Annotated in this window: 24 protein-coding genes and 2 tRNA genes; 14 read left to right on the forward strand and 12 right to left on the reverse strand. The window is 64.2% G+C overall.

Annotated elements, in window-relative coordinates; all coding sequences use genetic code 11:
* The first annotated feature begins 9 nt into the window (after window positions 1-9).
* Both PMO31116_RS22235 and PMO31116_RS22240 read left to right on the forward strand, forming a co-directional pair.
* Window positions 10-741, forward strand: coding sequence for an alanyl-tRNA editing protein (locus tag PMO31116_RS22235; protein WP_150568603.1), 732 nt, complete (start codon window positions 10-12; stop codon window positions 739-741).
* A gap of 65 nt (window positions 742-806) precedes the next feature.
* Window positions 807-1,397 carry a DUF924 family protein gene (locus tag PMO31116_RS22240; protein WP_150568604.1) on the forward strand — a complete coding sequence of 197 codons (591 nt, stop codon included), beginning with the start codon at window positions 807-809 and terminating at the stop codon, window positions 1,395-1,397.
* Window positions 1,398-1,421: 24 nt separating this feature from the next.
* Here PMO31116_RS22240 and PMO31116_RS22245 read toward each other — a convergent pair whose 3' ends face one another.
* The 11 genes from PMO31116_RS22245 to PMO31116_RS22295 form a co-directional block, all read right to left on the reverse strand.
* On the reverse strand, window positions 1,422-1,943 hold the full coding sequence (locus tag PMO31116_RS22245) for a DUF2062 domain-containing protein (protein ID WP_174971707.1): 522 nt from the start codon (window positions 1,941-1,943) through the stop codon (window positions 1,422-1,424).
* 447 nt (window positions 1,944-2,390) lie between these two features.
* Window positions 2,391-2,987 (reverse strand): LOG family protein, encoded by a 597-nt coding sequence (locus tag PMO31116_RS22250; protein WP_150568606.1) that lies wholly within the window; start codon window positions 2,985-2,987, stop codon window positions 2,391-2,393.
* Window positions 2,988-2,990: 3 nt separating this feature from the next.
* The gene (locus tag PMO31116_RS22255) at window positions 2,991-3,659 is read right to left on the reverse strand and encodes a TetR/AcrR family transcriptional regulator (RefSeq protein WP_023595460.1); all 669 of its coding nucleotides are present in this window, start codon (window positions 3,657-3,659) and stop codon (window positions 2,991-2,993) included.
* A 143-nt stretch (window positions 3,660-3,802) separates the two neighbouring features.
* Entirely contained in the window at window positions 3,803-4,237 is a 435-nt protein-coding gene (locus tag PMO31116_RS22260; protein WP_023871638.1) for a diacylglycerol kinase, read from the reverse strand.
* A 39-nt stretch (window positions 4,238-4,276) separates the two neighbouring features.
* Window positions 4,277-5,311 carry a glycosyltransferase family 4 protein gene (locus tag PMO31116_RS22265; RefSeq protein ID WP_150568607.1) on the reverse strand — a complete coding sequence of 345 codons (1,035 nt, stop codon included), beginning with the start codon at window positions 5,309-5,311 and terminating at the stop codon, window positions 4,277-4,279.
* A gap of 189 nt (window positions 5,312-5,500) precedes the next feature.
* Complete coding sequence (locus tag PMO31116_RS22270; RefSeq protein WP_425494821.1) at window positions 5,501-6,427, reverse strand: UDP-2,3-diacylglucosamine diphosphatase; 927 nt, start codon at window positions 6,425-6,427, stop codon at window positions 5,501-5,503.
* A gap of 194 nt (window positions 6,428-6,621) precedes the next feature.
* Complete coding sequence (locus tag PMO31116_RS22275; RefSeq protein ID WP_150568609.1) at window positions 6,622-7,581, reverse strand: esterase/lipase family protein; 960 nt, start codon at window positions 7,579-7,581, stop codon at window positions 6,622-6,624.
* On the reverse strand, window positions 7,578-8,177 hold the full coding sequence (locus PMO31116_RS22280) for an RDD family protein (RefSeq protein WP_150568610.1): 600 nt from the start codon (window positions 8,175-8,177) through the stop codon (window positions 7,578-7,580). The genes PMO31116_RS22275 and PMO31116_RS22280 overlap by 4 nt, the downstream gene beginning before the upstream one ends.
* Window positions 8,178-8,418: 241 nt before the next feature.
* Window positions 8,419-9,270: a DUF3106 domain-containing protein gene (locus PMO31116_RS22285; RefSeq protein ID WP_150568611.1), complete on the reverse strand. Its 852-nt coding sequence runs from the start codon at window positions 9,268-9,270 to the stop codon at window positions 8,419-8,421.
* A gap of 22 nt (window positions 9,271-9,292) precedes the next feature.
* On the reverse strand, window positions 9,293-9,721 hold the full coding sequence (locus tag PMO31116_RS22290; protein WP_150568612.1) for a DUF3619 family protein: 429 nt from the start codon (window positions 9,719-9,721) through the stop codon (window positions 9,293-9,295).
* A complete protein-coding gene (locus PMO31116_RS22295; protein WP_023871635.1) occupies window positions 9,718-10,290 on the reverse strand; it encodes an RNA polymerase sigma factor in 573 nt (190 codons plus the stop codon). The genes PMO31116_RS22290 and PMO31116_RS22295 overlap by 4 nt, the downstream gene beginning before the upstream one ends.
* Before the next feature lie 436 nt (window positions 10,291-10,726).
* Here PMO31116_RS22295 and PMO31116_RS22300 point away from each other — a divergent pair, with 436 nt between their 5' ends.
* The 7 genes from PMO31116_RS22300 to PMO31116_RS22330 all read left to right on the forward strand — a co-directional run bounded on the left by PMO31116_RS22300 (window position 10,727) and on the right by PMO31116_RS22330 (window position 18,809).
* Window positions 10,727-12,496 carry an acetolactate synthase 3 catalytic subunit gene (locus tag PMO31116_RS22300; RefSeq protein ID WP_150568613.1) on the forward strand — a complete coding sequence of 590 codons (1,770 nt, stop codon included), beginning with the start codon at window positions 10,727-10,729 and terminating at the stop codon, window positions 12,494-12,496.
* Between the two features lie 90 nt (window positions 12,497-12,586).
* A complete protein-coding gene (ilvN, locus tag PMO31116_RS22305; protein ID WP_023595471.1) occupies window positions 12,587-13,078 on the forward strand; it encodes an acetolactate synthase small subunit in 492 nt (163 codons plus the stop codon).
* Window positions 13,079-13,159: 81 nt separating this feature from the next.
* On the forward strand, window positions 13,160-14,176 hold the full coding sequence (gene ilvC / locus PMO31116_RS22310) for a ketol-acid reductoisomerase (protein ID WP_023595472.1): 1,017 nt from the start codon (window positions 13,160-13,162) through the stop codon (window positions 14,174-14,176).
* 431 nt (window positions 14,177-14,607) lie between these two features.
* Window positions 14,608-15,243, forward strand: coding sequence for a phosphatidylserine decarboxylase (locus PMO31116_RS22315; RefSeq protein WP_150568614.1), 636 nt, complete (start codon window positions 14,608-14,610; stop codon window positions 15,241-15,243).
* Window positions 15,244-15,262: 19 nt separating this feature from the next.
* Window positions 15,263-16,138: a CDP-diacylglycerol--serine O-phosphatidyltransferase gene (gene pssA, locus PMO31116_RS22320; RefSeq protein ID WP_150568615.1), complete on the forward strand. Its 876-nt coding sequence runs from the start codon at window positions 15,263-15,265 to the stop codon at window positions 16,136-16,138.
* Window positions 16,139-16,340: 202 nt separating this feature from the next.
* Window positions 16,341-16,826, forward strand: a complete 486-nt coding sequence (lysM, locus tag PMO31116_RS22325) for a peptidoglycan-binding protein LysM (protein ID WP_150568616.1) — start codon at window positions 16,341-16,343, stop codon at window positions 16,824-16,826.
* A gap of 438 nt (window positions 16,827-17,264) precedes the next feature.
* Complete coding sequence (locus PMO31116_RS22330; protein WP_150568617.1) at window positions 17,265-18,809, forward strand: 2-isopropylmalate synthase; 1,545 nt, start codon at window positions 17,265-17,267, stop codon at window positions 18,807-18,809.
* Between the two features lie 202 nt (window positions 18,810-19,011).
* Here PMO31116_RS22330 and PMO31116_RS22335 read toward each other — a convergent pair whose 3' ends face one another.
* Window positions 19,012-19,506, reverse strand: a complete 495-nt coding sequence (locus PMO31116_RS22335; protein WP_150568624.1) for a hypothetical protein — start codon at window positions 19,504-19,506, stop codon at window positions 19,012-19,014.
* Window positions 19,507-19,809: 303 nt separating this feature from the next.
* On the opposite strand from PMO31116_RS22335, the gene PMO31116_RS22340 reads away from it, so the two are divergent.
* From PMO31116_RS22340 to PMO31116_RS22360, 5 genes are all read left to right on the forward strand, one after another.
* Window positions 19,810-21,084: a branched-chain amino acid ABC transporter substrate-binding protein gene (locus tag PMO31116_RS22340; protein WP_150568618.1), complete on the forward strand. Its 1,275-nt coding sequence runs from the start codon at window positions 19,810-19,812 to the stop codon at window positions 21,082-21,084.
* A gap of 267 nt (window positions 21,085-21,351) precedes the next feature.
* The gene (rpsO, locus tag PMO31116_RS22345) at window positions 21,352-21,621 is read left to right on the forward strand and encodes a 30S ribosomal protein S15 (protein WP_023595479.1); all 270 of its coding nucleotides are present in this window, start codon (window positions 21,352-21,354) and stop codon (window positions 21,619-21,621) included.
* 303 nt (window positions 21,622-21,924) lie between these two features.
* The gene (gene pnp, locus PMO31116_RS22350; protein WP_150568619.1) at window positions 21,925-24,081 is read left to right on the forward strand and encodes a polyribonucleotide nucleotidyltransferase; all 2,157 of its coding nucleotides are present in this window, start codon (window positions 21,925-21,927) and stop codon (window positions 24,079-24,081) included.
* 184 nt (window positions 24,082-24,265) lie between these two features.
* A tRNA-Ala gene (locus tag PMO31116_RS22355) sits at window positions 24,266-24,341 on the forward strand.
* Window positions 24,342-24,504: 163 nt separating this feature from the next.
* A tRNA-Glu gene (locus PMO31116_RS22360) sits at window positions 24,505-24,580 on the forward strand.
* Window position 24,581 lies beyond the last annotated feature (1 nt).

A 24,581-nucleotide genomic window follows, 5' to 3' on the forward strand; every position in this document is an offset into this window, starting at 1 on the left:
GGAGGCCCCATGACGACCGAAGCGTTGTTCCGACAAGACGCGTATCTGCGCCAGTGCGAGGCGCGCATCACCCGTATCGACGAGACCGGCATCATGCTCGACCGAACGGTCTTTTATCCGCTCGGCGGCGGTCAGGCTGGTGACGCCGGTACGTTGGTGCTTGCGGACGGTACTCGCCTGAGCATCGCGGACACGCGCAAATCGAAGCTGGAGGGGGCCACGCCCGACGACGCGGTGCATGTGCCGGCGGAAGGTCAGGCCGACGTCCTGGGCGCATTCTCGGTCGGCGACACCGTGGTGGCCGAGATCGACTGGGAGCGGCGTTTCCGACACATGCGTTTTCACACGGCTTCGCATTTGATGTGCGCGGTGTTGCCGCACCCCGTGGACGGATGCAGCATCACCACCGAGTATGCGCGACTGGATTTCGTCACCAACGAGCCGATCGAGCGCGAGACGGTCGAGGCCGGGCTCGCTGCCCTTGTGGCGGCGTCGCGTCCCGTGGCCATCGACAGCATCAGCGACGAGGAAATGGCCGCCCGTCCCGAACTGGTCCGCACCATGAGTGTAAAACCGCCGGTGGGGTTGGGGCGAGTGCGTCTGGTACGCATCGAGGGCGTCGATTTGCAGCCGTGCGGCGGCACGCACGTGGCGAACACCTCGGAAATCGGTGCGTTGCGCGTGGCCAAGATCGAGAAGAAGACCTCGCGCACGCGCCGGGTGGTGTTGGCATTTGCCTGAGTCTGGCATCATGCAGGCCAACTCTGCATGCATCAGGACAATCGATGGCAACTCCGGCAACTGACATGGCTTCGCAGCTCCCACCCTGGCAGGCGGTACTCGACTTCTGGTTCGGCGCGTCCGACGCACCTGACTTCGGGATGGCGCGCGTCGAATGGTTTCGCAAATCCGACGCGTTCGACGAAGAGATTCGCCGCCGCTTCGGTTCGTTGCATGAGCGGGCGCTCGCCGGTGCGTTGGCCGATTGGGCGGCGACACCGTCGGGCGCCTGCGCACTGATCGTGGTGCTCGATCAATTCTCGCGCAATCTGTACCGTGGCCAGGCGAAAGCGTTTGCCGGGGACGCGCAGGCGCTGGCGGTGGCGCGGTGTCTGGTGGAGGCGGGAGACGATCAGCGTCTGCCTACGCCGCAGCACCGGGTTTTCGTCTATCTGCCGTTCGAGCATGACGAGTCGCTCGACAGTCAGCAACGCTCGCTCGCGCTGTATGAGCGTCTCGCGAAGGCGTCGGGACTGGTCGACAATCTCGACTACGCCCGCAAGCACGCCGTGATCATCGAACGATTCGGCCGATACCCGCACCGCAACGCCGCGCTCGGACGCGTGTCGACGCCCGAGGAGATCGAGTTCCTCAAACAGCCGGGATCGTCGTTTTGACCCCGGGGAGCGTGCCAGGCGGGATCAGCCGCGACGTCGCGATGCCGCCATCGTGATGCCGACGGGCTGGCGGCGCTCCCGCCAGCGAATGGCGAAATAGCCGATGACGTACGCGAGTGCGCCGCCCACGATGGAGCATGCCGTAAGCCCGGCGGCCAGATGCAGTGTCGCGGTGCCAAAGTCGAAGCTCGTCAACTGGCTCCAGACGCTCTCGCCGGCGCGCGCCGCGGCCGCCACAGTCGCCTCGATCTCGGCTTGTGGCGACCACGTCAGCATCCATCGGCCCAGCCGGTGAGCCCCGAGGTAAACGAACGGTGCCGTGAGCGGATTGGTCACCAGCGTGCCGAGGGCCGCCAGAAACAGGTTGCCGCGCAGCAGGGCCGCCGCCAGTATCGCGACGAGCATTTGTCCGAACGGAATCAGAATCCCGAAAAACACCCCACAGGCCAGGCCGATGGCCACGCCGCGCGGCGTGGGTTGCCACAGGCTGCGGCGCAGCAGCAGGCCGGCGTGCGGTCGCAGCCAGCGCGATCGCAGTAGCCGCATGGGGCGAAGCATCTTTAACATGATGGGCAAGTAGCGCGTCGGGGAACGTGGACCCGTCCAGATGTCGGGGCGGTCGTGCGTGCGCGTGTACGCATACAACGGAAGTCTGAGTCGCCCATTCCGCAAGAGTTCAACCCCGGCGTGGAGGGCCCGACAGCGGCTATGGCGTGATGCCCTAGGCCCGGGGCGACGCAGCATCCCCCGCCGACGCGCAACGAGTCCTTGCCCGGCGCAGCGGCGCCATCGATTGGCGAAGGGGATGGTTAAGGCGATGGCGTTGTTGGCGAGACAGCCGACGAGGCAACCGATGGGGATCGACCGGCAGCTCGGGAAATCTCCCGGCCAAGCGCTGGCGAGCGGCCGTGCGGCTGCCGGCCTGTTACTTGCGCTGCGCGGCGATTGGGCCACGCAGCGCGACGATGCGCGTCGAGGGGAGTTGCCGGAGGCTCAGATCTGCGAGCGCTGGTTGGCCCAGCGATCAATTTGCGCTGGCTTGAAATGACGCATCGTATCGAGTAGCGCCTCCGGGGACGTGGCGATCTGCAACTGATCGAGCTGCGGCGCCTTGAGAAACTGTTCCGTCACCATCGACTTGAGGAACGTCATCAGCGGATCGTAATACTGCTCGACATTGAGCAGGCCGATCGGTTTGGCGTGGTAGCCGATCTGCAGCCATGTGAAGACTTCGAACAGCTCTTCGCAGGTGCCGATGCCGCCGGGCATGGCGATGAAGGCGTCCGACAGATCGGCCATCATCTGCTTGCGCTGATGCATGTTCTCGACGACGTGCAGCTCGGTCAGGCCGGTGTGGCCGACTTCCTTCTCCATCAACGCCTTCGGAATGACGCCGATGGCCTGGCCACCGTGGGCGAGCACGGCGTCGGCGATGATGCCCATCAGGCCGACTTTGCCGCCCCCATACACGAGGCGAATGCCTGCCTCGGCCATGCGACGGCCCAGTTCGCGGGCGGCCTCGGCGTAGGCCGGGCGCGCGCCCGTGGCGGCGCCGCAATAGATGCAGATGGATTTGACTTCCGACGACATGCCTTACTGTGCTCCCTTGGCCGATGATTCACGTGCCATCTTCTCGTACAGCTCGCGCGAGCGGCCTTTCAGATAAGGCGCCATCTGCGAGAGGATGTGGTAGCTGGACTGGTGCAGCCCGGCGCCGATTTCTTCGGGATCGTTGTACTTGCGCGGGTTCATCACGAATTGATAGGACAACCAGTACGTGGAGAGCACCACCATGTTGGTGGTGACCACTTCGATCTGCTCGGGCGTGATTTCCATCTCGCCGTCGGCCACGAGCAGGTCGCACATCTCGCGCGCGAAGCGTTTCTTGTGGCCCACGATCTGCTTGAAGTGCGTCTCGAGCGTGCGGTTGCGCGCAAGCAGGTCGTTGAGGTCGCGATAAAGAAACCGGAAGCGCCACAGGAATTCGGACATGTATTGCAAATATGTCCAGACCTCGTCGAGCGTGGGCTTGTGATCGTCGGGCAGCCTCAGGCGCCGTTCGATTTCCTGCTCGAACTGCGCGAAGATGCTGTTGATGATGTCGTCTTTATTGCGGAAATGGTAGTACAGATTGCCCGGGCTGATTTTCATCTCCTCGGCAATCGTGGTGGTCGTGACGTTGGGTTCGCCGATTTCGTTGAAGAGTCGAAGCGACACCTCAAGAATTCGTTCGCGGGTTCGGCGTGGCGGCTTTGCTTCCATGACTGTCGGCCCCGGTGGCTGGCAAGCTCGGCGAAGGAGATTCTCCGCTTGCCATTATGAGTTGAGGAGTATCAGGTATACGGCGACCGATTATACCCGGCAGCCGGGCACTGCCAAGCATGGGCGCGGGGCGACGAGCGATATCAGAAAAACGCTGTACGTACGAGATCGACGATGACGGGACCGGCGAGCGATACCCAGGTGAGCAGGCACAGACCGAGCGCAATGAGCACCGCCGCGCTGCCGAAATCCTTCGCCCGTTTCGACAGCTCGTGGCGCTCCAGCGAAATGCGGTCGATGGCCGCTTCGATGCTGGAGTTGATCAGCTCGATGATGAGCACGAGCAGGATCGAGCCTATGAGCAGCACGCGCTCGACGGCCGTCACCGGCAGGAAGATGGCCGCCGGCAACAGGATGACGGCGAGCGCCAGTTCCTGTCGGAAGGCGCTCTCCTCGAACACGGCAAATTTGAAGCCGGACAGGGAATACTTCAGCGCGCGCCAGGCGCGCATCACGCCCCGGTTGCCCTTGTATGGATTCGGTTGCTCGTCTCGCGGCGGCGGATGATCGATGAACAAGCGTCAGGTTCCTCGCCGCAACGGGCTCTGGAGGGTGGATCAGACCGCGGGCGCGAGCGACGGCTCGGGCTTGCGCGGATGCAGGTGCGCGGCGAACTCTTCGGATGCGGCCTGCCACGAGAATCGCTCGGCCCAGGCTCGCGCGCTCTCGCGCGGGACCTTGAGCGCGTCGAGACAGGCCTCGCGAAGATCCTCGCGCAATGCGCCGCCTTCGCCCTCGGGGCAGCCGTTCAGCACATCGACCGGACCCGTCACGGGGTACGCGGCCACGGGCAGGCCGCACGCCATGGCCTCAAGCAGCACCAGGCCGAAGGTGTCGGTGCGGCTCGGGAAAACGAACACGTCCGCCGATGCATATACCTTCGCCAGCTCGGGTTGCGAGAGCATGCCGAGGTAGTTCACGTCCGGATAGCGCGAACGCAGCTCGGCCAGTTGCGGCCCTTCGCCCGCGACCCATTTCGAGCCGGGCAGGTCGAGCTTCAGGAAGGCTTCGATGTTCTTCTCCACGGCAACGCGCCCCACGTAGAGGAAAATCGGATGTGCCGAATTTAGCACATGTGCGTCCTGGATACGGAAGATGTCCAGGTCGACGCCGCGCGTCCACAACACCACATTGTCGAAGCCGTTCGCTTCGAGATCGTGCTTGACGACGGGCGTCGGCGCCATCACGGCGCGCGAGGGCCTGTGGAACCAGCGCAGGAAGCGGTAGGTCGTGGCAAGCGGCAGGCCGAAGCGCGCCTGAACGTACTCGGGAAAGCGCGTGTGGTAGGCGGTCGTGAACGGAAAGTCGTGGCGCAGCGCCCATTTGCGCGCGGCCATGCCGAGCGGACCTTCGGTGGCGATGTGCAGCGCGTCCGGCCCGAACGCCTCGATGCGGCGCGCGACGCGACCGCCTGCGAAGAACGCGAGGCGGATTTCGGGATAGGTCGGGCAGGGCAGGGTGCGGAATTCCTGGGGCGTGAGCAACTCCACGCGGTGGCCGGCGGCTTCGAGCTGAGCGCGCGTGTTTTTCAACGTGCGGACCACGCCGTTGATTTGCGGGTCCCAGGCGTCGGTGATGATCATGATTTTCATCGGGCGCTCCTTCGCGCACATGGCGCGCTTCGGTGACACGCGCCGGGTGGCGCGTGACGGGCTGCACACGTGCGGCGGGGTCTTGCCGCGCGGTTGCGGGGGTTCATCTGCGGGACGTCAATGGCGATGCGTGGCTCGGGCCGGGCTGGCGGGTCGACGACACGGGCGGTGCTCGCCCTGTGTCGGCGCTCACGCGCTGACCGGCGTGGCTTTCGCGGGCGCGCGGGTCGTGCGCTTGTGCGTCCAGTGGACGATGCGTAACTCGCCCTCGGCCGTCTCGACCAGCGCGGAGAGGCTCTCGACCCAATCGCCGTCGTTGCAATAGAGCAGGCCGTCGATGTCGCGGATCTCGGGCTTGTGGATATGGCCGCACACCACGCCGTCGCAGCCGCGGCGGCGTGCCTCGTCCGCCATCACCTGTTCGAAAGCCGAAATGAAGTTCACGGCATTCTTGACCTGATGTTTCAGGTATTGCGACAGCGACCAGTACGGGAAGCCGAACCGCGTGCGCACGCGGTTGAACCAGCGATTGAGCAGCAGCGTGAGCGTGTAGAGCGAATCGCCGAGATACGCGAGCCACCTGGCGTGCTGGATGACGCCGTCGAACAGGTCGCCGTGCGTGATCCAGAGGCGCTTGCCCGACAGGGTGGTGTGGAACGCCTCGTCGCGAACGGCAATGTCGCCGAACGCCAGTCCGCAGAACTGACGTGCCGCTTCGTCGTGGTTGCCCGGCACGTACACGACCTGAGTGCCTTTGCGCGCGCGGCGCAGCATCTTCTGCACGACGTCGTTGTGTGCCTGCGGCCAGTGCCAGCCCTTGCGCAGATGCCAGCCGTCGATGATGTCGCCGACGAGGTACAGGTAGTCGGACTCGTGATGGCGAAGGAAGTCGAGCAGGTATTCCGCCTGGCAGCCTTGCGTGCCGAGGTGGATGTCCGAGAGCCAGATGGCGCGGTAGCGGGTGATGCCCTCGGGTGGCGGGTCGAGCGGATCGGGCGTGTCCGGCGGGAGATCGATGGTGGTGGGCGGCGTGGCGGGAGGGTTGGCGGGCGGCGCGGTGGGACGGCCCGGCGGGGCGTCCGCGAAGTGACCGGCGCGAGCCGCGGGCGTTGGGATCGGCAGATCGAAGGTCGGGGTCGTCGTCATAGCGGCTCGCACGTCGCGTTGAACATGCGAGCATTGCGCCATGCATTCATGAAGCGACGATGACAGTCACGCGCGTGTCGCGAAAGTGTCTTGATGCGTCGCGGCCGCGCGACAGCGCGCGAATTCCGCTCGCATGCCGCAGTCGGATGAAGCCGTCGCCGTGCTCAGCCGCTGTGGCGCAACCCCTGCGCCACGCGTTCGAGTGTTTCGAGCACCAGGGCCCGCGCGCGGGGGTGCGTGGCGAGCGACACGTGGCCCAGCCGGTCCAGAGCGAGGTTGTGCGCGCCCGGCAGGACCGACGTGCGCACCGGATAGACGACGTTGTCGTGATGGCTGTAGATCGATGTGATGCGCGCGCGTTCGGCGTCGGTTTCGCTGCTGGCCAGCGCCACGAGCCAGTCGCTGCCCAGGCGCATCTGGTGAACGTTCGTCCCCACCCCGTTGCGCGTATGCAGGGTGCCGAAATGCGGCGAGCCGAGGGTGATGGTGTGGGCCACGGGCAACGTGCGGTAGCGCCGCAGGCAGGCGCGCGCGGCCAGACCGCCCATGCTGTGTCCGACGATCACTACCGGCAGCCGCGTGCGTTCGGCCAGTGCCTGCGCGGCCGCCGCGACGTTGGCGGCATAGCCGTCGATGTCGCCGAACATCGGGCCGAGATTGATGGCGTCGCACGCATAGCCTGCCTCGGCGAGATGGCGGGAGAAGCGCAGCCAGAATGCGCGGTTGCAGCCGTAGCCGTGCAACAGCAGGACCGCGACGGGGCGGGCGGGACCGTTCGGCGCGGGAAGCGGCGCGGCGCTCAGCCAGGGCTGATAGACGTCGAGCAACAGTATCGAGGCGGCACATTCGTAGGCCCAGACGGCGAGGTTGGTGCCCGCCGTGGTACGTCGCGCCGGCGCCGGATCACCGCTCGCCGCCATGACGAAACCCGCGGCGAGCCCGAGTGCGTGCGCGACGGGCAGCCAGAGCACGGTCCACAGCAGCGTCGTCCACACGCTGTGCCACGTGGCCCAGGTCACAACGGCGACGACGAGCGACAGGCCGACTTCGACGCCGCCATATATCAGGTGTGCGCGAGATGGGCGAAGCCCGGACGGTGGGGACGTGGGCGGCGGCGCGTTCATTTGCCAAGCACGCTCACCAGGCGCGTGCCGGCGAGCCGGTCGTGGACGAACTGATGGTCAGGCATCACGCGCATGGCGAGCGCCCAGAGCACCATCCAGCCCGCGAGCAGGCCGACGCTGGCCCAACCGGTCAGCCCGAGCGCCCAGTCGATGGCCATGGCCGGCAGGACCCACAGCCACGCGAGCACGTAGCGCGCGACGGCGCGTGCGGGGCGCACGGGCAGGCCGCGCGCATCGACCAGGCGGATTTTCCAGGTCTTCATGGCGAGGGTCTGGCCGCCGTGGGTCCAGAACCAGACGAAGTAGGCGCCGAGCACCAGAAATAGCCAGGCCTGCATCGCGTGACGGTACATCAGGCCGCTGCGTTGCTGGGTCAGGGCGCTGAAGAGGTAACCGGCGAGGAACAGCACGCCGAACAGCAGGAGCGACTCGTAGACCATGGCGAGCACGCGGCGGCGCAGCGTCGGCACTGCATAGGTGCCCGGATCGGCCGCCGGTGCGGCGTCGACCGGTGGGATCCGCGCCGGGGAGGGCTGGCGGGCGGACGACGAAGCAGAGGCCGGGGCGGAGGCGGGCGGGGTGACGGAGTCGGTCATCGCGGCGTGGTTTGAGGTCTTTTTGTCAGAGGCCCGGGCGTGCCGCGTGTGGAACTCCCGCGCCGCACACATTGAGCCATGTGCCGCCCATTATGCGGAAGATTGCGCCCGCGAGCCAGCGCGGCGGCCTCGCGGTGTGGCCCGCCCGGATCGCGGCGCGCGAATGAAAAACGGCCGCCCTTGGGCGACCGTTGGCCATTTTCCGCATTTCCTGCGCGCCGATGCAGCGAGCCGGTCGCGATCAGTTGTGGTGGTAGAGGTCGGAATTGAACACGGCGTCGGCAGTCCTGTCGCTGCCCGAGGAACTCGCGCCGGCAGCGCCGGCACCCGATGCGGCCGAAGCCGGCGCCGACGGCGCCGCCGAGGACGACGCCGGTTGTGCCGCGGCCGGCGCGGAGGCGCCCGTAGGGGCCGGTGCGGGCAACGCCCCGGTCTTGCCGGCGGTGATCGATTCCTTGCGGTGGACGGCGGCGTAGGGGTTCTTCACGCCTGTACGACCCGAGGGTGGGGCGCTCACCACGTTCGGACGATTCGCCTGCTTCCGGTCGACTTCGGCCAGACGCTTCTTCTGCTCTTCGGTCAGTTCCTGGTACTGCTGCCACACCTGTGCCTTTCGTTCGGGCGGCAGAGTCTTCGCGTTCTGATAGCTTTCCCGCGCGAGCTGGCGCTGCTCGGGCGTGAGGCGCACCCAGTCGGCCATGCGGTCATGCAGCCGCTTGCGGCCTTCCGGTGACAGGGCGTGAAAGCGCTTGGCGATCTCTACCCACTTCTCGCGCTGGCGATCGCTCATGCGATTCCAGTCCTGGGCGAGCGGGGCGAGGGCTTCCTGCTGCGCCGGCTTGAGCTTGGCCCAGTATCCGCCCGGGTTGGGAACGGCGGCCGCGGGTGCGCTGCCGGGCGCCGCGGCACTGGCCGTCAGCGCGCCGACCGGGGCGCTGGCGGGGCCGGCGACACCAGGCGCCGAGGCGGAGGAGATCGTAGGCGGCGCATCTGTCACGGGGGCCGGGCCTGGCGAGCGGCGCAGCGTTGCCGTGCCGGCGAGCGCGGCCACGATCAGCGCGGCGACCAGGAAGAGTACGTTGCGTCGCGTCACTGGGCGGTCTTGAGTGGGGGAACTACTGGGCACGCTTCAGATAGGCGTTGAAGCCGTGGTCGGCATAGGCCGACAAAGGCAGTTCGTCGCTCAAAACGGCGGCATCGATGTCCGCCAGGTCCTGAATGTGCTGCTGATGTTCCCAATACGCAATGCCCGCCAGACCGACCACCAGGGCGGCAAGCGGCCAGAGCAGGCCAAGGCGGCCCAGCCTGTCGAACGCGCGGCGCGGACCGCCGGCCTCCGGCGTTTGCACGGTGCCCACGCCCGCGAGCGCCAGCGCCGGCTGCACCACGGCGACCGGTTCCGGCTTCTTGCGGGCGAGCGCCTCCTGGCGAGCGGCGGCCAGCCGGGCCGCGATGTTCGGCGACGGTGCATCGGACGCTTCGTCCAGTGCACGCCGCACGCGATTTGCGAAGCGGATTTCCCTCGTTTCCAGATCGTGACTCATAACCTGATCCCTTTTGCCTTCAACGCCTGCGCCAGCGCGTGCGTGGCGCGGGAGCAATGCGTCTTGACGCTGCCTTCCGAACACCCCATCGTGGCAGCGGTCTCGGCAACGTCCATGTCTTCCCAGTAACGCATGAGGAAGGCTTCTCGTTGACGTGTCGGTAGTTTCTGTATTTCCGTCTCGATGACGGAGAGGATTTCGGCGCGCGAAACGGCGTCCTCGCTGCTCTCCGTCTGCACGGACCCGTCCTCGCCCAGCAAGGTTTCCAGCGGATCGAAATCGTCGCGTTCGTCGTCGCCCGGGCCCGCCAGGTTCGAGAACAGCGTGACCCAGGTGTTGCGCACCTTTTGCCGGCGGAAATAGTCGTGGATCGTGTTCTGGAGGATGCGCGTGAACAGCAGCGGCAGGTCGGCCGGCGGCTTGTCGCCGTACTTCTCGGCCAGACGGATCATCGCATCCTGGACGATGTCTAGGGCGGCCTCGTCGTCGCGTACGGCGTAGACGGCCTGCTTGAACGCGCGCCGCTCGATGCCTGCGAGAAAATCCGCCAGTTCCTTGTCAGATGCCATCCGGTGAGGTGCGCGCAGCGTTGGGCGCTGCGCCTGTGAAATGCCGTGTAAGCGTAAAGTTCGCGTAGTCGGAGCGGATGCTACCAAAAACGCGCCCGGCTGTAACCGCTTTTGCTTCGTGTCGCAGCATGTGAGGCCAGCCCGCGGCCGGCGGATTCCCATGATGTAAAGATTGTGCACCAGCATGGCGCGTCGTGGGGAATTCGGCGCGAAGGCCGCCGGGTGGACTTCGCACTCATGCTGCAAATGCATAAACATGCTTGACCATTTTGCTGCGAACCGGTAAGGTTGCCAGTTCGCAATATCTGTGATTGTCTCAATATCGGCACGCCTATCCGGGGTGCCTATCATTTAGACGCGCAGCTTGAGCCCGGACCACAAGTTCGCGGGGAGAGCACCCGATCAAAATTTTTGCCGAAACTTTGAAAGGTCGACGATGAACATGCCAAGCGCGGAATTCTCCGAGGCGGAAGCTACACGCCACCAAAATACTTCCGAAGACATGATCGGCGCCGAAATTCTCGTGCGCTCGCTTCAGGAAGAAGGGGTCGAACATCTGTGGGGTTATCCCGGCGGTTCGGTTCTCTACATCTACGACGAACTCTACAAGCAGGACAAGATCCAGCACATTCTGGTGCGCCATGAGCAGGCAGCCGTCCACGCGGCCGACGCTTATTCGCGTTCCACCGACAAGGTCGGCGTGTGCCTCGTGACGTCAGGCCCCGGTGTGACCAACGCGGTCACCGGCATTGCCACGGCGTACATGGATTCGATCCCGCTCGTCATCATCACCGGGCAGGTGCCTACGGCCGCGATCGGCCAGGATGCCTTCCAGGAGTGCGACACGGTCGGCATCACCCGTCCGTGCGTGAAGCACAACTTCCTCGTGAAGGACGTGCGCGATCTCGCCGCCACCATCAAGAAGGCCTTCTATATCGCGAAGACGGGCCGTCCGGGACCGGTGCTGGTCGATATTCCGAAGGACGTGTCGAAGGCGCGCTGCCGCTTCGAGTACCCGAAGTCGGTGTCGCTGCGCTCGTACAACCCGGTCACGAAGGGGCACTCGGGGCAGATCCGCAAGGCGATGAGCCTGCTGCTCTCGGCCAAGCGTCCGTATATCTACACCGGCGGCGGCATCATTCTGGCCGACGCGTCGAAGGAACTGAACCAGTTCTGCGACCTGCTCGGCTACCCGGTGACCAATACGCTCATGGGCCTGGGCGGGTATCGCGCGAGCGATCCCAAGTTCCTCGGCATGCTGGGCATGCACGGCACTTACGAAGCCAACATGGCCATGCAGCACTGCGACGTGCTCATCGCCATCGGTGCGCGCTTCGACGACCGCGTGATCGGCAATCCGGAGCACTTTTCCTCGAACGCCCGCAAGATCATTCATGTCGATATCGATCCATCGTCGATTTCCAAGCGTGTGAAGGTCGACATTCCGATCGTCGGCGACGTGAAGGAGGTGCTGCGCGAAATGATCGAGAACCTCCAGACAGCCGAGCACGGCCCGGACGCCGCAGCCCTTGCCGACTGGTGGAAGCAGATCGAGCAATGGCGTTCGCGCGATTGCCTCGCGTTCGATCGCGAGAGCGAGATCATCAAGCCCCAGCACGTGGTCGAGACGTATTGGAAGCTCACCGACGGCGAGGCCTTCGTGTGCTCGGACGTCGGTCAGCACCAGATGTGGGCCGCCCAGTACTATCGCTTCAACAAGCCGCGCCGCTGGATCAATTCCGGCGGTCTGGGAACGATGGGCTTCGGCCTGCCGGCCGCGATGGGCGTCAAGATGGCGCATCCCGATGCCGAAGTTGCGTGCATCACGGGCGAAGGCTCGATCCAGATGTGCATCCAGGAACTCTCGACGTGTCTGCAATACCGCACGCCGATCAAGATCCTCTCGCTCAACAACCGCTACCTGGGCATGGTGCGTCAGTGGCAGCAGATCGAATACAGCAAGCGCTACTCCAGTTCGTACATGGACGCGCTGCCGGACTTCGTGAAGCTCGCCGAGGCGTACGGGCACGTGGGCATGCGCATCGAGAAGTCGTCGGACGTCGAGCCGGCGCTGCGCGAGGCGCTCGCCCTCAAGGACCGTACGGTATTCATGGATTTCCAAACGGATCCCACCGAGAACGTCTGGCCGATGGTCCAGGCGGGCAAGGGCATCAGCGAGATGCTGCTCGGTTCGGAAGATCTGTAAGACGACGAGGCGCGTGCGCGCCGCCAGCGGCTGCCGGCATGTCCGGCGCACGGGCGCGACGTCCCAAACCAGGACAATCCGGGATACACCATGAGGCACATTATTTCTGTTTTGCTCGAGAACGAGCCGGGCGCGCTGTCGCGTGTGGTCGGCCTCTTCTCGGCGCGTGGCTACAATATCGAGACCCTCACCGTGGCGCCGACCGAAGACCGGTCGCTCTCGCGCATGACGGTGGTCACAACGGGCTCCGACGATGTCATCGAGCAGATCACGAAGCACCTGAACCGTCTGATCGAGGTGGTGAAGGTGGTGGATCTGACCGAAGGCGCGCATATCGAACGTGAGCTGATGCTCATCAAGGTTCGCGCCGTGGGCAAGGAGCGGGAAGAGATGAAGCGGATGTCGGATATTTTCCGCGGCCGCATCATTGACGTTACCGAAAAGACCTACACGATCGAACTCACGGGGAATTCGTCGAAACTCGACGCCTTCATCGAGGGACTGGATCGTACGGCGATTCTCGAGACGGTTCGTACCGGCGGCTCGGGCATCGGGCGCGGCGAGCGCATCCTGAAGGTCTGAGCGGCAGCGGCAACGCGGTAAGCGGATTTCGATCCAAATTCTGATTTCAGTTATTTTTTTGGCATTACGGGACAATTCCAAATGAAAGTTTTCTACGACAAAGACGCCGACCTCTCCCTCATCAAGGGCAAGCAAGTCACCATCATCGGTTATGGCTCGCAAGGCCACGCCCACGCGCAGAACCTCAAGGACAGCGGCGTGAACGTGACGGTCGGTCTGCGCAAGAACGGCGCTTCGTGGAACAAGGCGGTCAACGCCGGCCTGAACACCAAGGAAGTGGCGGAGGCCGTGAAGTCGGCCGACATCGTCATGATGTTGCTGCCCGACGAGCAGATCGCCGACGTGTACAAGAACGAAGTGCACGCCAACATCAAGGAAGGCGCCGCCCTGGCCTTCGCACACGGCTTCAACGTGCACTACGGCTGCGTGATTCCGCGTGCCGACCTCGACGTCATCATGATCGCCCCGAAGGCCCCGGGCCACACGGTGCGCTCGACGTACTCGCAAGGCGGCGGCGTGCCCCACCTGATCGCCGTGGCGCAAGACAAGTCGGGCGCCGCCCGTGACATCGCGCTGTCGTACGCAGCCGCCAACGGCGGTGGCCGTGCCGGCATCATCGAGACGAACTTCCGCGAAGAGACCGAGACCGACCTGTTCGGCGAACAAGCCGTGCTGTGCGGCGGTACCGTCGAGCTGATCAAGGCCGGCTTCGAAACGCTGGTCGAAGCCGGCTATGCCCCGGAAATGGCCTACTTCGAGTGCCTGCACGAACTCAAGCTGATCGTCGACCTGATCTACGAAGGCGGCATCGCCAACATGAACTACTCGATCTCTAACAACGCCGAGTACGGTGAGTATGTCACCGGCCCGCGCGTGGTGACCGAAGAGACGAAGAAGGCCATGAAGCAATGCCTGACCGACATCCAGACGGGCGAGTACGCCAAGTCGTTCATTCTGGAAAACAAGGCCGGCGCGCCGACCCTGATCTCGCGTCGTCGTATCACGGCCGAGCACCAGATCGAGCAAGTGGGCGGCAAGCTGCGCGCGATGATGCCGTGGATTGCCAAGAACAAGCTGGTCGATCAGTCGAAGAACTGATTTCGACTCGCGCTGCGGTACGTACGCTCCGGTATTGTCGGGCGCGCGTGCCGGCGGCGGGTGCGAAAAGCGCGCTTGCCGCGAGCGTTGTCCAGTAGGGTGGGGCCGTCCGTTTTGACGTAGCCGAGGCTATGGCAAAGCGGGCGGCCTTTTTCATTGTCCGCGCATTGCGCTGAGGGGGCGTCGCCAGGTCACATCGATCCGCTGTCCTGGCGGGTGGCGCTGTCTCGCGCCTCGTCCGGGCGTGCAGCGTTTACGGTGGGGCGCGCAGCATTGTGCCGGCAACCGTCACGTTGACGTCGGCATGGCGCTTGGGGAAAAAGTGTCGCCGCAGCGCGCGCATTGTTACAATGCCGCCACGTCAACGGTTCGACCCAACGTGGGCCGAACTGCTCAGTCACCTGTTTTGCCAAGGACGCGAATTCAATCGCATGCATTATCCACACCCGATCATTGCCCGCGAGGGCTGGCCCTTTCTGGGTGTCGTCGTTGCCATCGCGCTCGTGGTGCATTTCATGTCCGGGGTGTTGTGGGCCGCGCCGTTCTGGGTGATCGCCCTGTTCGTCCTGCAGTTTTTCCGCGACCCGCCGCGCGAGGCGCCGCAGCAGTCAGGTGCCGTGCTCTCACCGGCCGACGGCCGCGTCGTGGCGATAGAAACCACGCAGGACGCCTACGCAGGTCGAGAAGCACTGAAGATCAGCGTATTCATGAACGTCTTCAACGTTCACTCGAATCGTGCCCCGGTTGACGGCACGGTGACCAAGGTGGAATATTTCCCCGGGCGTTTCCTCAATGCCGATCTCGACAAGGCATCGCTTGAAAATGAGCGCAACGCCCTGGTGATCGACGTTGGTGGCCAGATCGTCACGAGCGTTCAGGTGGCAGGACTCATCGCCCGCCGTATTCTTTGCTACGTGAAGGCAGGCGATACGCTCGCGCGTGGTCAGCGATACGGTTTCATCCGTTTCGGTTCGCGCGTCGACGTGTACCTGCCGCTGGGGGCGCGCCCGCGCGTGGCCATCGGCGACAAGGTGTCGGCCACCTCGACGATCCTCGCCGAACTGTAAGCCCGTCACGGAGGTACTGATGCCGGAAAACCATCGCGGCCGCTTGCGCAACAACGTAAGGCACCTCTCGCCGTTCGGCCGCAACAAGCCATCTTCTGAGCCATTGATGAACGAAGACCACGATCCGCATCTGGAGGACGATCTCCCGGTGCGCCCGCGCAGTCGCGGCATTTATCTGTTGCCGAACGCCTTTACCACGGCAGCCCTGTTTTGCGGCTTCTTCGCGATCGTTCAGGCGATGAACGACCGCTTCGAGCAGGCCGCGATCGCGATCTTTTTCGCGATGGTGCTCGACGGCATGGACGGCCGGGTCGCCCGCATGACCAACACGCAGAGCGCTTTTGGCGAACAATACGATTCGCTCTCCGACATGACCTCGTTCGGCGTGGCGCCGGCATTGGTGATGTACGAGTGGATCCTGCACGAGATCGGCAAGTGGGGCTGGCTCGCGGCGTTCGTCTACGTGGCGGGGGCCGCGCTGCGGCTCGCGCGCTTCAATACGAATATCGGTGTGGTCGACAAGCGCTTCTTCCAGGGGCTGGCCAGCCCGGCGGCGGCGGCACTGGTGGCGGGCTTCGTCTGGATCACGATCGACAACAAGCTGCCCGTGAACGTTTTCTGGATGCCCTGGGTGGCCTTTGGCCTCACGATCTACGCCGGCATGTCGATGGTCTCGAATGCGCCGTTCTACAGCGGCAAGGCGCTCGACGTGCGCCAGCGCGTGTCGTTCGGCGTGGTGCTGCTCTTCATGGTCGGCTTCATTCTGGTGTCGTCCGATCCGCCGCTCGTCCTGTTCGGCATGTTCTGCCTGTACAGCATTTCCGGGTATGTCCTCTGGGCATTCCGCTTCCTGAAGGGCCGCCGACAGCGGATCTTCGGTGAAGTTGACGAGTAAAGGCATCGAAGCAAGGGGCGTCTGCGTACGCCCCTTGTCACATCCGCCTGTCAATGTTGTCAGGCGCCGCCGCAAGCAGATGTTGTAGTCTTGAGGCGGGTAGTCGCAGCATCCCCCCCGTGGCCCGGACACGCCGTGGCGACTCTGGCTGAACCGGCGCCGTATCCGCAGTTTGGTAGTTCGACGTGAGCAAGGAGCAATCATGGGCATTCTGGACTTCGTGAAGGAAGCAGGTCAGGCACTCCTGGGCAGCAAGGCGGAAGCCGCCGAGCCGCCCGCACCGGGCCCCGACGCAGATGAGGCGAATCGGAAGGCGGCCGATGCCATTCAGAACTACATCAACACCCAAAACCTGAACATCACCGGCCTGACCGTGACGTTCGACGGGGCGACCCGCACGGTGTCGGTATTCGGTGTGGCCGCGGATCAGGCCGCGAGGGAAAAGGCGTTGCTGTGCGCGGGCAATGTGAAGGGCGTGGAGAAGGTCGACGACAAGATGTCGGTCTCGACGGCCGAACCCGAATCGAGCTATTACACGGTCGTCTCGGGCGACACGCTGTCGGCGATCTCGAAGGCGCAGTACGGCGACGCGAACAAGTACAACGTCATCTTCGAGGCGAACAAGCCCATGCTGAGCAGCCCGGACAAGATTTACCCCGGACAGAAGCTGCGCATTCCGCCGCTCTGACCCCGCCGCAGTACGCCATTCGCCCGCCCGGCCTCGTGCCGGGCGGTTTCGTTTGGAATGCCGTCGCGCGCGCTTGCGCGCCCGTCGATATTGGGCTGGCGGCCCGTTCCCGCGTTGCGAAAACACCCGTTTGGGACTATATTGGCGCTCATGATTTGAGGCGTCATCCCGGCTTCGGGCCTTCCTCTCGCACCGCCAATGCCATGCCGTATTTCCGCCTTCGGGCCGGCCATGCCTGCGCGCGTCGCGCGCTGATCCCCTCCCGGTAGTTGCCTGCGCATTCGACCATTGCGGCGACGTTGCCGCGAGACTGCCGCGATGTCGCGTGGCGCGCGCAGGTCGGCCGTCAGAGGCAGGACGATCGCCGGCCCGCGGATGCGCCGACCTCCCGACATCCCAAACAATCCGAACTTCACAAGATCCCCACAGGAGAGAGTCATGGCCGACAAGCTGATCATTTTCGATACGACCTTGCGCGACGGCGAACAGTCGCCGGGTGCGTCGATGACGCGCGATGAGAAGATCCGTATCGCCCGCCAACTGGAGCGTCTGCGGGTCGACGTTATCGAGGCGGGTTTCGCGGCCAGCTCGAACGGCGATTTCGAGGCCATCCGGGCCATTGCCGGCATCGTGAAGGACAGCACCGTGTGCTCGCTCGCACGCGCCAACGACCGGGATATCGCGCGCGCCGCCGAAGCGCTCAAGGGCGCGAACTCCTCGCGAATCCACACCTTCATCGCCACATCGCCGCTGCACATGGAGAAGAAGCTGCGCATGAGCCCGGAGCAGGTGCTCGAGCAGGCGAAGCTCGCGGTGCGTTATGCGCGTCAATTTACCGACAATATCGAGTTCTCGCCGGAAGACGGCAGCCGCTCCGATCTGGATTTCCTGTGCCGCGTGCTCGAAGCCGTGATCGCCGAGGGAGCGACGACCATCAACGTGGCCGACACCGTCGGCTATGGCGTGCCTGAACTCTACGGCCAGCTGGTGCGCACGCTGCGCGAGCGCGTGCCGAATTCGGACAAGGCGGTGTGGTCGGTGCACTGCCACAATGACCTCGGCATGGCTGTGGCGAACTCGCTGGCAGGCGTGAAACTGGGTGGTGCCCGTCAGATCGAGTGCACCATCAACGGACTGGGCGAGCGCGCGGGCAACACGTCGCTCGAAGAAGTCGTGATGGCGCTCAAGACCCGCAAGGATTACTTCGGCCTGGAGTTGGGCATCGACACCACGCAGATCGTGCCGGCATCGAAGCTCGTCTCGCAGATCACGGGATTCAACGTGCAGCCGAACAAGGCCGTGGTGGGCGCCAATGCGTTCGCGCACGCCTCGGGCATCCACCAGGACGGCGTGCTCAAGGCGCGTGACACCTACGAGATCATGCGCGCGGAAGACGTGGGCTGGACCGCCAACAAGATTGTGCTGGGCAAGCTCTCGGGCCGTAACGCGTTCAAGCAGCGTCTGCAGGAGCTGGGCATCGAGATGGAGTCGGAGCAGGACGTGAATGCCGCGTTCACCCGTTTCAAGGAATTGGCCGACCAGAAGGCGGAGATTTTCGACGAGGACATTCTGGCTATCGTGTCGAACGAAGCGCAGGCGGAAGGCAACGAGCACTTCTACCTCGTGTCGATGGCCCAGCATTCCGAAACGGGCGAACGTCCGAGCGCGCGCGTAGTGTTTACCGCGCAAGGCAAGGAGCTCGTCGGCGAGGCCGAGGGCAACGGGCCCGTCGACGCGGTGCTCAATGCCATCGAATCGCAGGTGCAAAGCGGCGCCGAGCAATTGCTGTACTCGGTCAATGCCATCACGACCGGCACGCAGTCGCAGGGCGAAGTGACGGTGCGGTTGTCGAAGTCGGGTCGGATCGTGAACGGCGTGGGCACCGACCCGGACATCGTCGCGGCGTCGGCCAAGGCCTACCTGTCGGCGCTCAACAAACTCTACTCCAAGGCCGAGAAGCTCAACCCGCAACTCACGCCGTAATGCCCGGGGCCGCGTGTTCGCCGCGATCGCCGCAGTCGGCGCGGGCGCGGTGGCAACACGCTCCGATGCGATCGACGAGTCGGCCTTCGCGCATGTCGCGGTGTCGCGAATGCCGCCTTGGGAGAAACGCCCGCAGCCCGGAGTCCGGTATGCGGGCGTTTCGCATTGGGCGGCGCAGGGTGGGCGCCGTCGTCCGGCAGCGTCAGAAGAGCGTGTTGTCTCGCCGCTCGTGCAGCGGGTCGGGGCTCACCTGCATGGTCCTGAGCACGCCGTCAGGGTCGAAGTAGAAGTTCATCATCGAGAACCAGGCGCCGTCCTGCTTGTAGCGATATGTCCAGACGTCACGATGCATGCGCGGAAACGCGCTGGTCTCGACCGGCTCACCGTAGTGATGGAGCACGTCGGTTTTCGTCCATTTGTCGACCAGGGCCTTGTTGAATTCTTCCGTGGAGAGCACCTGGGCGGTGCCCAGCAGGCGACCCTGGGCGTCGAAGTCGGCGGCAATCGTTTCCTCCCCGAAAGGCTTGGTCGGATACAGCCAGCGGGTCACGCCCGGTGTCAGCGGATAGACTTCCGGCGGTTTGCCGAGTCGTGCCTGCACGTCGGCCTGTGACATGTTGGGCGTGAGTTGCTGCCACGTCGGCGTGATGCACGCGGTGAGCGACGCCGCGAGGGCGCCGGCGGTCAGCCAGCGCATCGCCGTGGTGATCGCGGTGGTGTGCGAGCGGCGCGGCAACGTGCGTGGTTCGGCGACGTCCGCGGGTGCCCGGAGAGGATGCGTCATGGGTGGCCTCGCATGATGAGGGAAGTTCGTGGGAAGCGGAGCGCCGGCGCGCCTTGCCCGGTGTGTCGAGCGCCTTTGGGATGCGGGCATGAGGCCTTGGGCATTGGCGCGCCATGCCGATAGCATACCGCCGTGCGGGCCGTCGCGGGGCGCATCGGCTTGCCGCGTGGGGAGTGGGGCGTTATGATGCGCGCCGAGAGAGTTACTGGGGTCTCGATGAAAGTTCAAGTCTTGCTGGCGCGCTCGTGCGCGGCGCTGTGTGCCGTCGGTCTGCTGGCTGTGTCCGGCCTCGTACAGGCCGCGCCGCCGATCCGCTTCGCGCTGATCGAGGGCATGAGTGGCCCATTCGGCAATGCGGGCGCCATGGTCGAGCGAAATCTGCGCTTCGCCATCGATCGCGTGAATGCGCGCGGTGGCGTGAAATTGCGCGACGGCGCCCATCCGCTCGAATTGACGGTCTTCGACAGCAAGGGCGGCGTGGAAGACAGTCTTGTGCAACTCAAGGCGGCGGGCGATCTCGGCATCCCGTTCGTGTTGCAAGGCAACAGCTCGGCGGTGGCTTCCGCGCTGATCGACGCCATCAACAAGCGCAACGCCCGCGAACCCGGACAGCGCATGCTGTTCTTCAACTATTCGGCGGTCGATACCGCGCTGACCAACGAACAGTGCAGCTTCTGGCACTTCGCGTTCGATGCCAACGCGGCCATGCGCATGCAGGCGCTGACCGAGGCCATCAAGGAAGACGCCAGCATTCAGAAGGTCTACCTGCTCAATCAGGACTACAGCTTCGGCCGGCAGGTTGCGGGACTGGCGCGCGAGATGATCGGCGCGAAGCGCCCGGACGTGCAGATCGTCGGGGAGCAGTTCAGCCCGGTCGGTCGCGTGAAGGACTTTACGCCTTACCTCGCGCGCATTCGCGCGGCCGGAGCCGACACGGTGGTCACGGGAAGCTGGGGCAACGACCTGACGCTGCTGGTCAAGGCCGCGCGCGAGCAGGGCATGGAGCTTAAGTTCTACACGTTCTACGGCAATGCGTTGGGCGCCCCGGCGGCGTTGGGTGACGCCGGGGTAGGGCGGGTGTATGCGGTCGCCGAGTGGCATCCGAACGTGGGAGGCGAAGCGTCGGATGCCTTCTACAAGGCCTTCCGCGCCCGGTATCCCGACGCGCGCGACGATTACGCGTTGCTCCGCATGAGCGTGATGATCGACATGATCTCCGCGGCGCTGGAGCAGGCGGGCACGATCGACGTGACGACGGTGGCGCGCGCACTGGAGAATCGCCGGATCCGCGAGGCGCCGGCCGACGCCTGGATGCGGGCGAACGATCATCAGATGATCGAACCGCTTTACGTATCGGTGATGCGCCGCGCCGGCGAACCGGGGGTGAAATTCGACAACGAGGGTTCCGGCTACGGATTCAGGACCGTCCTGGAGCTGCCAGCGAGCAAGGTCGCGTTGCCGAGCACGTGTCGGATGGCGCGCCAGCGCTGAAGGAGCGGACGTCGGTTTGTTGCGATTTTCGGAGTAATTTGGCGAATTTGACTCGATTGTTCCGGGGATTTGGCGGATTTTGACGTGCCGACAAGCCTCCCGGCCCCGCCGGTCAAGGCAAAGCACGGAAAAATGTGGCGTCGCGACGTTGACTCCCGTATAATCCCACACTTGCAGTTTTGTTTGTGTGCGACCTCGTCGCACATGTTTTTGTAAGTTCACGGCACGGCCATTCTTCCGTGACCGCGTGTATCCAAAGGAAAGACAATGTCGAACGCAGATATCAAGAAGTCGGACGTCGTGGCGCAATTCGCCCGTACCGCCAATGACACCGGCTCCCCCGAAGTTCAGGTTGCGCTGCTCACCACGCGCATCAACGAACTGACCCCGCACTTCAAGGCCCACATGAAGGATCACCACAGCCGCCGCGGTCTGCTGCGCATGGTGAGCCGTCGCCGTAAGCTGCTCGACTACCTCAAGGGCAAGGATGCGGACCGCTACCGCGCCCTGATCGAGAAGCTGGGCCTGCGTAAGTAAGCGATTGCGATTACGACGAGATGCCTGTATCAGCGTGCTGATGCAGGCATTTTGTTTTTGGGCGGTACCGGACACGACGCGAATGACGCGTCTTTCGGACGATCAACCTGGCGAATTGCCGGGTTCCCGGTTTACGGGGCCTCGTCGGCAAGCAGGGCTTGTGTCATTCCAGGGTCGCATCAGACATGCACGGCAGTCGGCCGAGCAACGCTGGAATGGCATAACACTCCCCCCTGTGAGGCGTCGGGATCACCCCGGCAGCGATATCGCGCCGCTGCTGCATTCGCGCGATTCGATATAGGAGTGCAAATGTTCAATAAAGTCGTGAAGTCTTTCCAATGGGGACAAAACACGGTTCGCATGGAGACCGGCGAGATTGCTCGTCAGGCCTCGGGTGCCGTGCTCGTCGACATGGACGATACCGTCGTGCTCGCCACGGTCGTTGGCGCCAAGAATGCCAAGCCGGGCCAGGATTTCTTCCCGCTGACCGTCGACTACCTGGAAAAGACTTACGCCGCCGGCAAGATCCCGGGGGGCTTCTTCAAGCGTGAAGGCCGTCCGTCGGAAAACGAAACGCTGACGTCGCGCCTGATCGACCGTCCGATCCGCCCGCTGTTCCCGGAAGGCTTCTACAACGAAGTCCAGGTCGTGGTGCAGGTCGTCTCGCTGAACCCGGAAGTGCCGGCCGACATCCCGGCCCTGATCGGCGCTTCGGCCGCACTGGCCATCTCGGGTCTGCCGTTCAACGGTCCGGTCGGTGCCGCGCGTGTGGCGTACGTCGACAGCCAGTACGTGCTCAACCCCTCGCGTGAACAGATCGCCAAGTCGAAGCTGGATCTGGTCGTCGCCGGTACGGAGCAAGCCGTGCTGATGGTGGAGTCGGAAGCACAGGAACTGCCGGAAGACGTGATGCTGGGCGCCGTGGTGTTCGGTCACGAACAAATGCAAACGGCCATCAACGCCATTCACGACCTCGTGCGCGATGGCGGCAAGCCCGAGTGGGATTGGGCCCCGGCCGCCAAGAACGAAGCCCTGATCGCCCAGGTGGCCGCGCTGGCCGAAGGCCCGCTGCGCGCCGCTTACCAAACCCGCGAAAAGCAGGCCCGCACGCAACAATTGCGTGCCGTGACCAGCGACGTCATCGCCAAGCTGAGCGAAGCCGCGAGCGCCAGGGGCGAAGCGGCGCCGGACGAAATCGACGTCGGCAACATCCTGTTCGATCTGGAATCGAAGATCGTGCGCAGCCAGATCCTCGCGGGCGAGCCGCGTATCGACGGCCGCGACACGCGCACCGTGCGTCCGATCACGATTCGCACCGGCGTGCTGCCGCGTGCGCACGGCTCGGCCCTGTTCACGCGTGGCGAAACGCAGGCGCTCGTGGTGGCCACGCTGGGGACCAAGAGCGACGAGCAGATTATCGACGCACTGCATGGGGAATATCGCGACCGCTTCATGCTGCACTACAACTTCCCGCCGTTCTCGACGGGCGAGACGGGGCGTGTGGGTTCGCCCAAGCGCCGTGAAATCGGTCACGGTCGTCTGGCCAAGCGCGCACTCGTGGCTTGCTTGCCGAGCGCCGACGATTTCGGCTACACCGTGCGTGTCGTGTCGGAAATCACCGAGTCGAATGGCTCGTCGTCGATGGCTTCGGTGTGCGGCGGCAGCCTCGCCATGATGGACGCGGGTGTGCCGATGACCTCGCCGGTCGCCGGTATCGCCATGGGCCTGATCCTCGAGGGCAACAAGTTTGCCGTGCTCACCGATATTCTCGGCGACGAAGATCACCTGGGCGACATGGACTTCAAGGTGGCCGGCACGTCGAATGGCGTGACCGCACTGCAGATGGACATCAAGATCCAGGGCATCACGAAGGAAATCATGCAGGTCGCGCTGGCGCAAGCCAAGGAAGGCCGTCTGCACATCCTCGCCAAGATGACCGAGGCGCAGTCGGGCGTGCGTACGGAGCTGTCGGAATTCGCGCCGCGCATGGTCACGATCAAGATCAACCCGGAAAAGATCCGCGACGTGATCGGCAAGGGTGGTTCGGTGATCCGCGCGCTGACGGAAGAGACCGGTACCAGCATCGATATTTCGGACGACGGCGTGGTTACCATCGCCAGCCCGAGCGCGGAAGGGATCGCCGAAGCGAAGCGTCGCATCGAGTTGATCACCGTGGAAGTCGAAGTGGGTCAGGTCTACGACGGCACGGTGCTCAAGCTGCTCGAGTTCGGTGCGATCGTGTCGGTTCTGCCGGGCAAGGACGGTCTGCTGCACATCTCCGAAATCGCCAACGAGCGTATCAAGGACATCAACGAGTACCTCAAGGAAGGTCAGGCGGTGCGCGTGAAGGTGATCCAGCAGGACGACAAGGGTCGTCTGCGTCTGTCGCACAAGGCACTCACGGAAGAGGAAAAGCAGGGTGGTCCGGCGCTGGTCAAGCGCGAAGGCGAAGCCCAGTAATTCCGGTTGTTGGAAGGTTTGGGGCGGGGCGCGCCAAGGCGCGTCGCCTCGTAAGGAAGACGGCGGCTCTCGCGAGCCGCCGTTTTTTTATCTTTCGCACGGATTCGCAAAATAATGCGGAAAAAATGCGAGCGAGGTATTTACAGAAAATAGGATTGTCTTTAGAATCTCATTTCTCTGTTCGGGGGGTATAGCTCAGCTGGGAGAGCGCTTGCATGGCATGCAAGAGGTCAGCGGTTCGATCCCGCTTACCTCCACCACGGATTCGGAAGCTTGATTTTGAAGTGCATCGAAACAGCAAGATTCTTGCAAAAACGATGCAAAAAACTTGAAAATAAAGCTTCACAAGCGAAGAAATGTTGTTTAGAATATCGTTCTTCGCGAAATGCAGTAAAGCGGAACAGACAAAGTTTTGACGATTTTGTCCCCTTCGTCTAGAGGCCTAGGACATCACCCTTTCACGGTGAGTACAGGGGTTCGAATCCCCTAGGGGACGCCAG

The organism is Pandoraea morbifera (genome assembly GCF_902459575.1).
Taxonomy (GTDB): Bacteria; Pseudomonadota; Gammaproteobacteria; order Burkholderiales; family Burkholderiaceae; genus Pandoraea; species Pandoraea morbifera.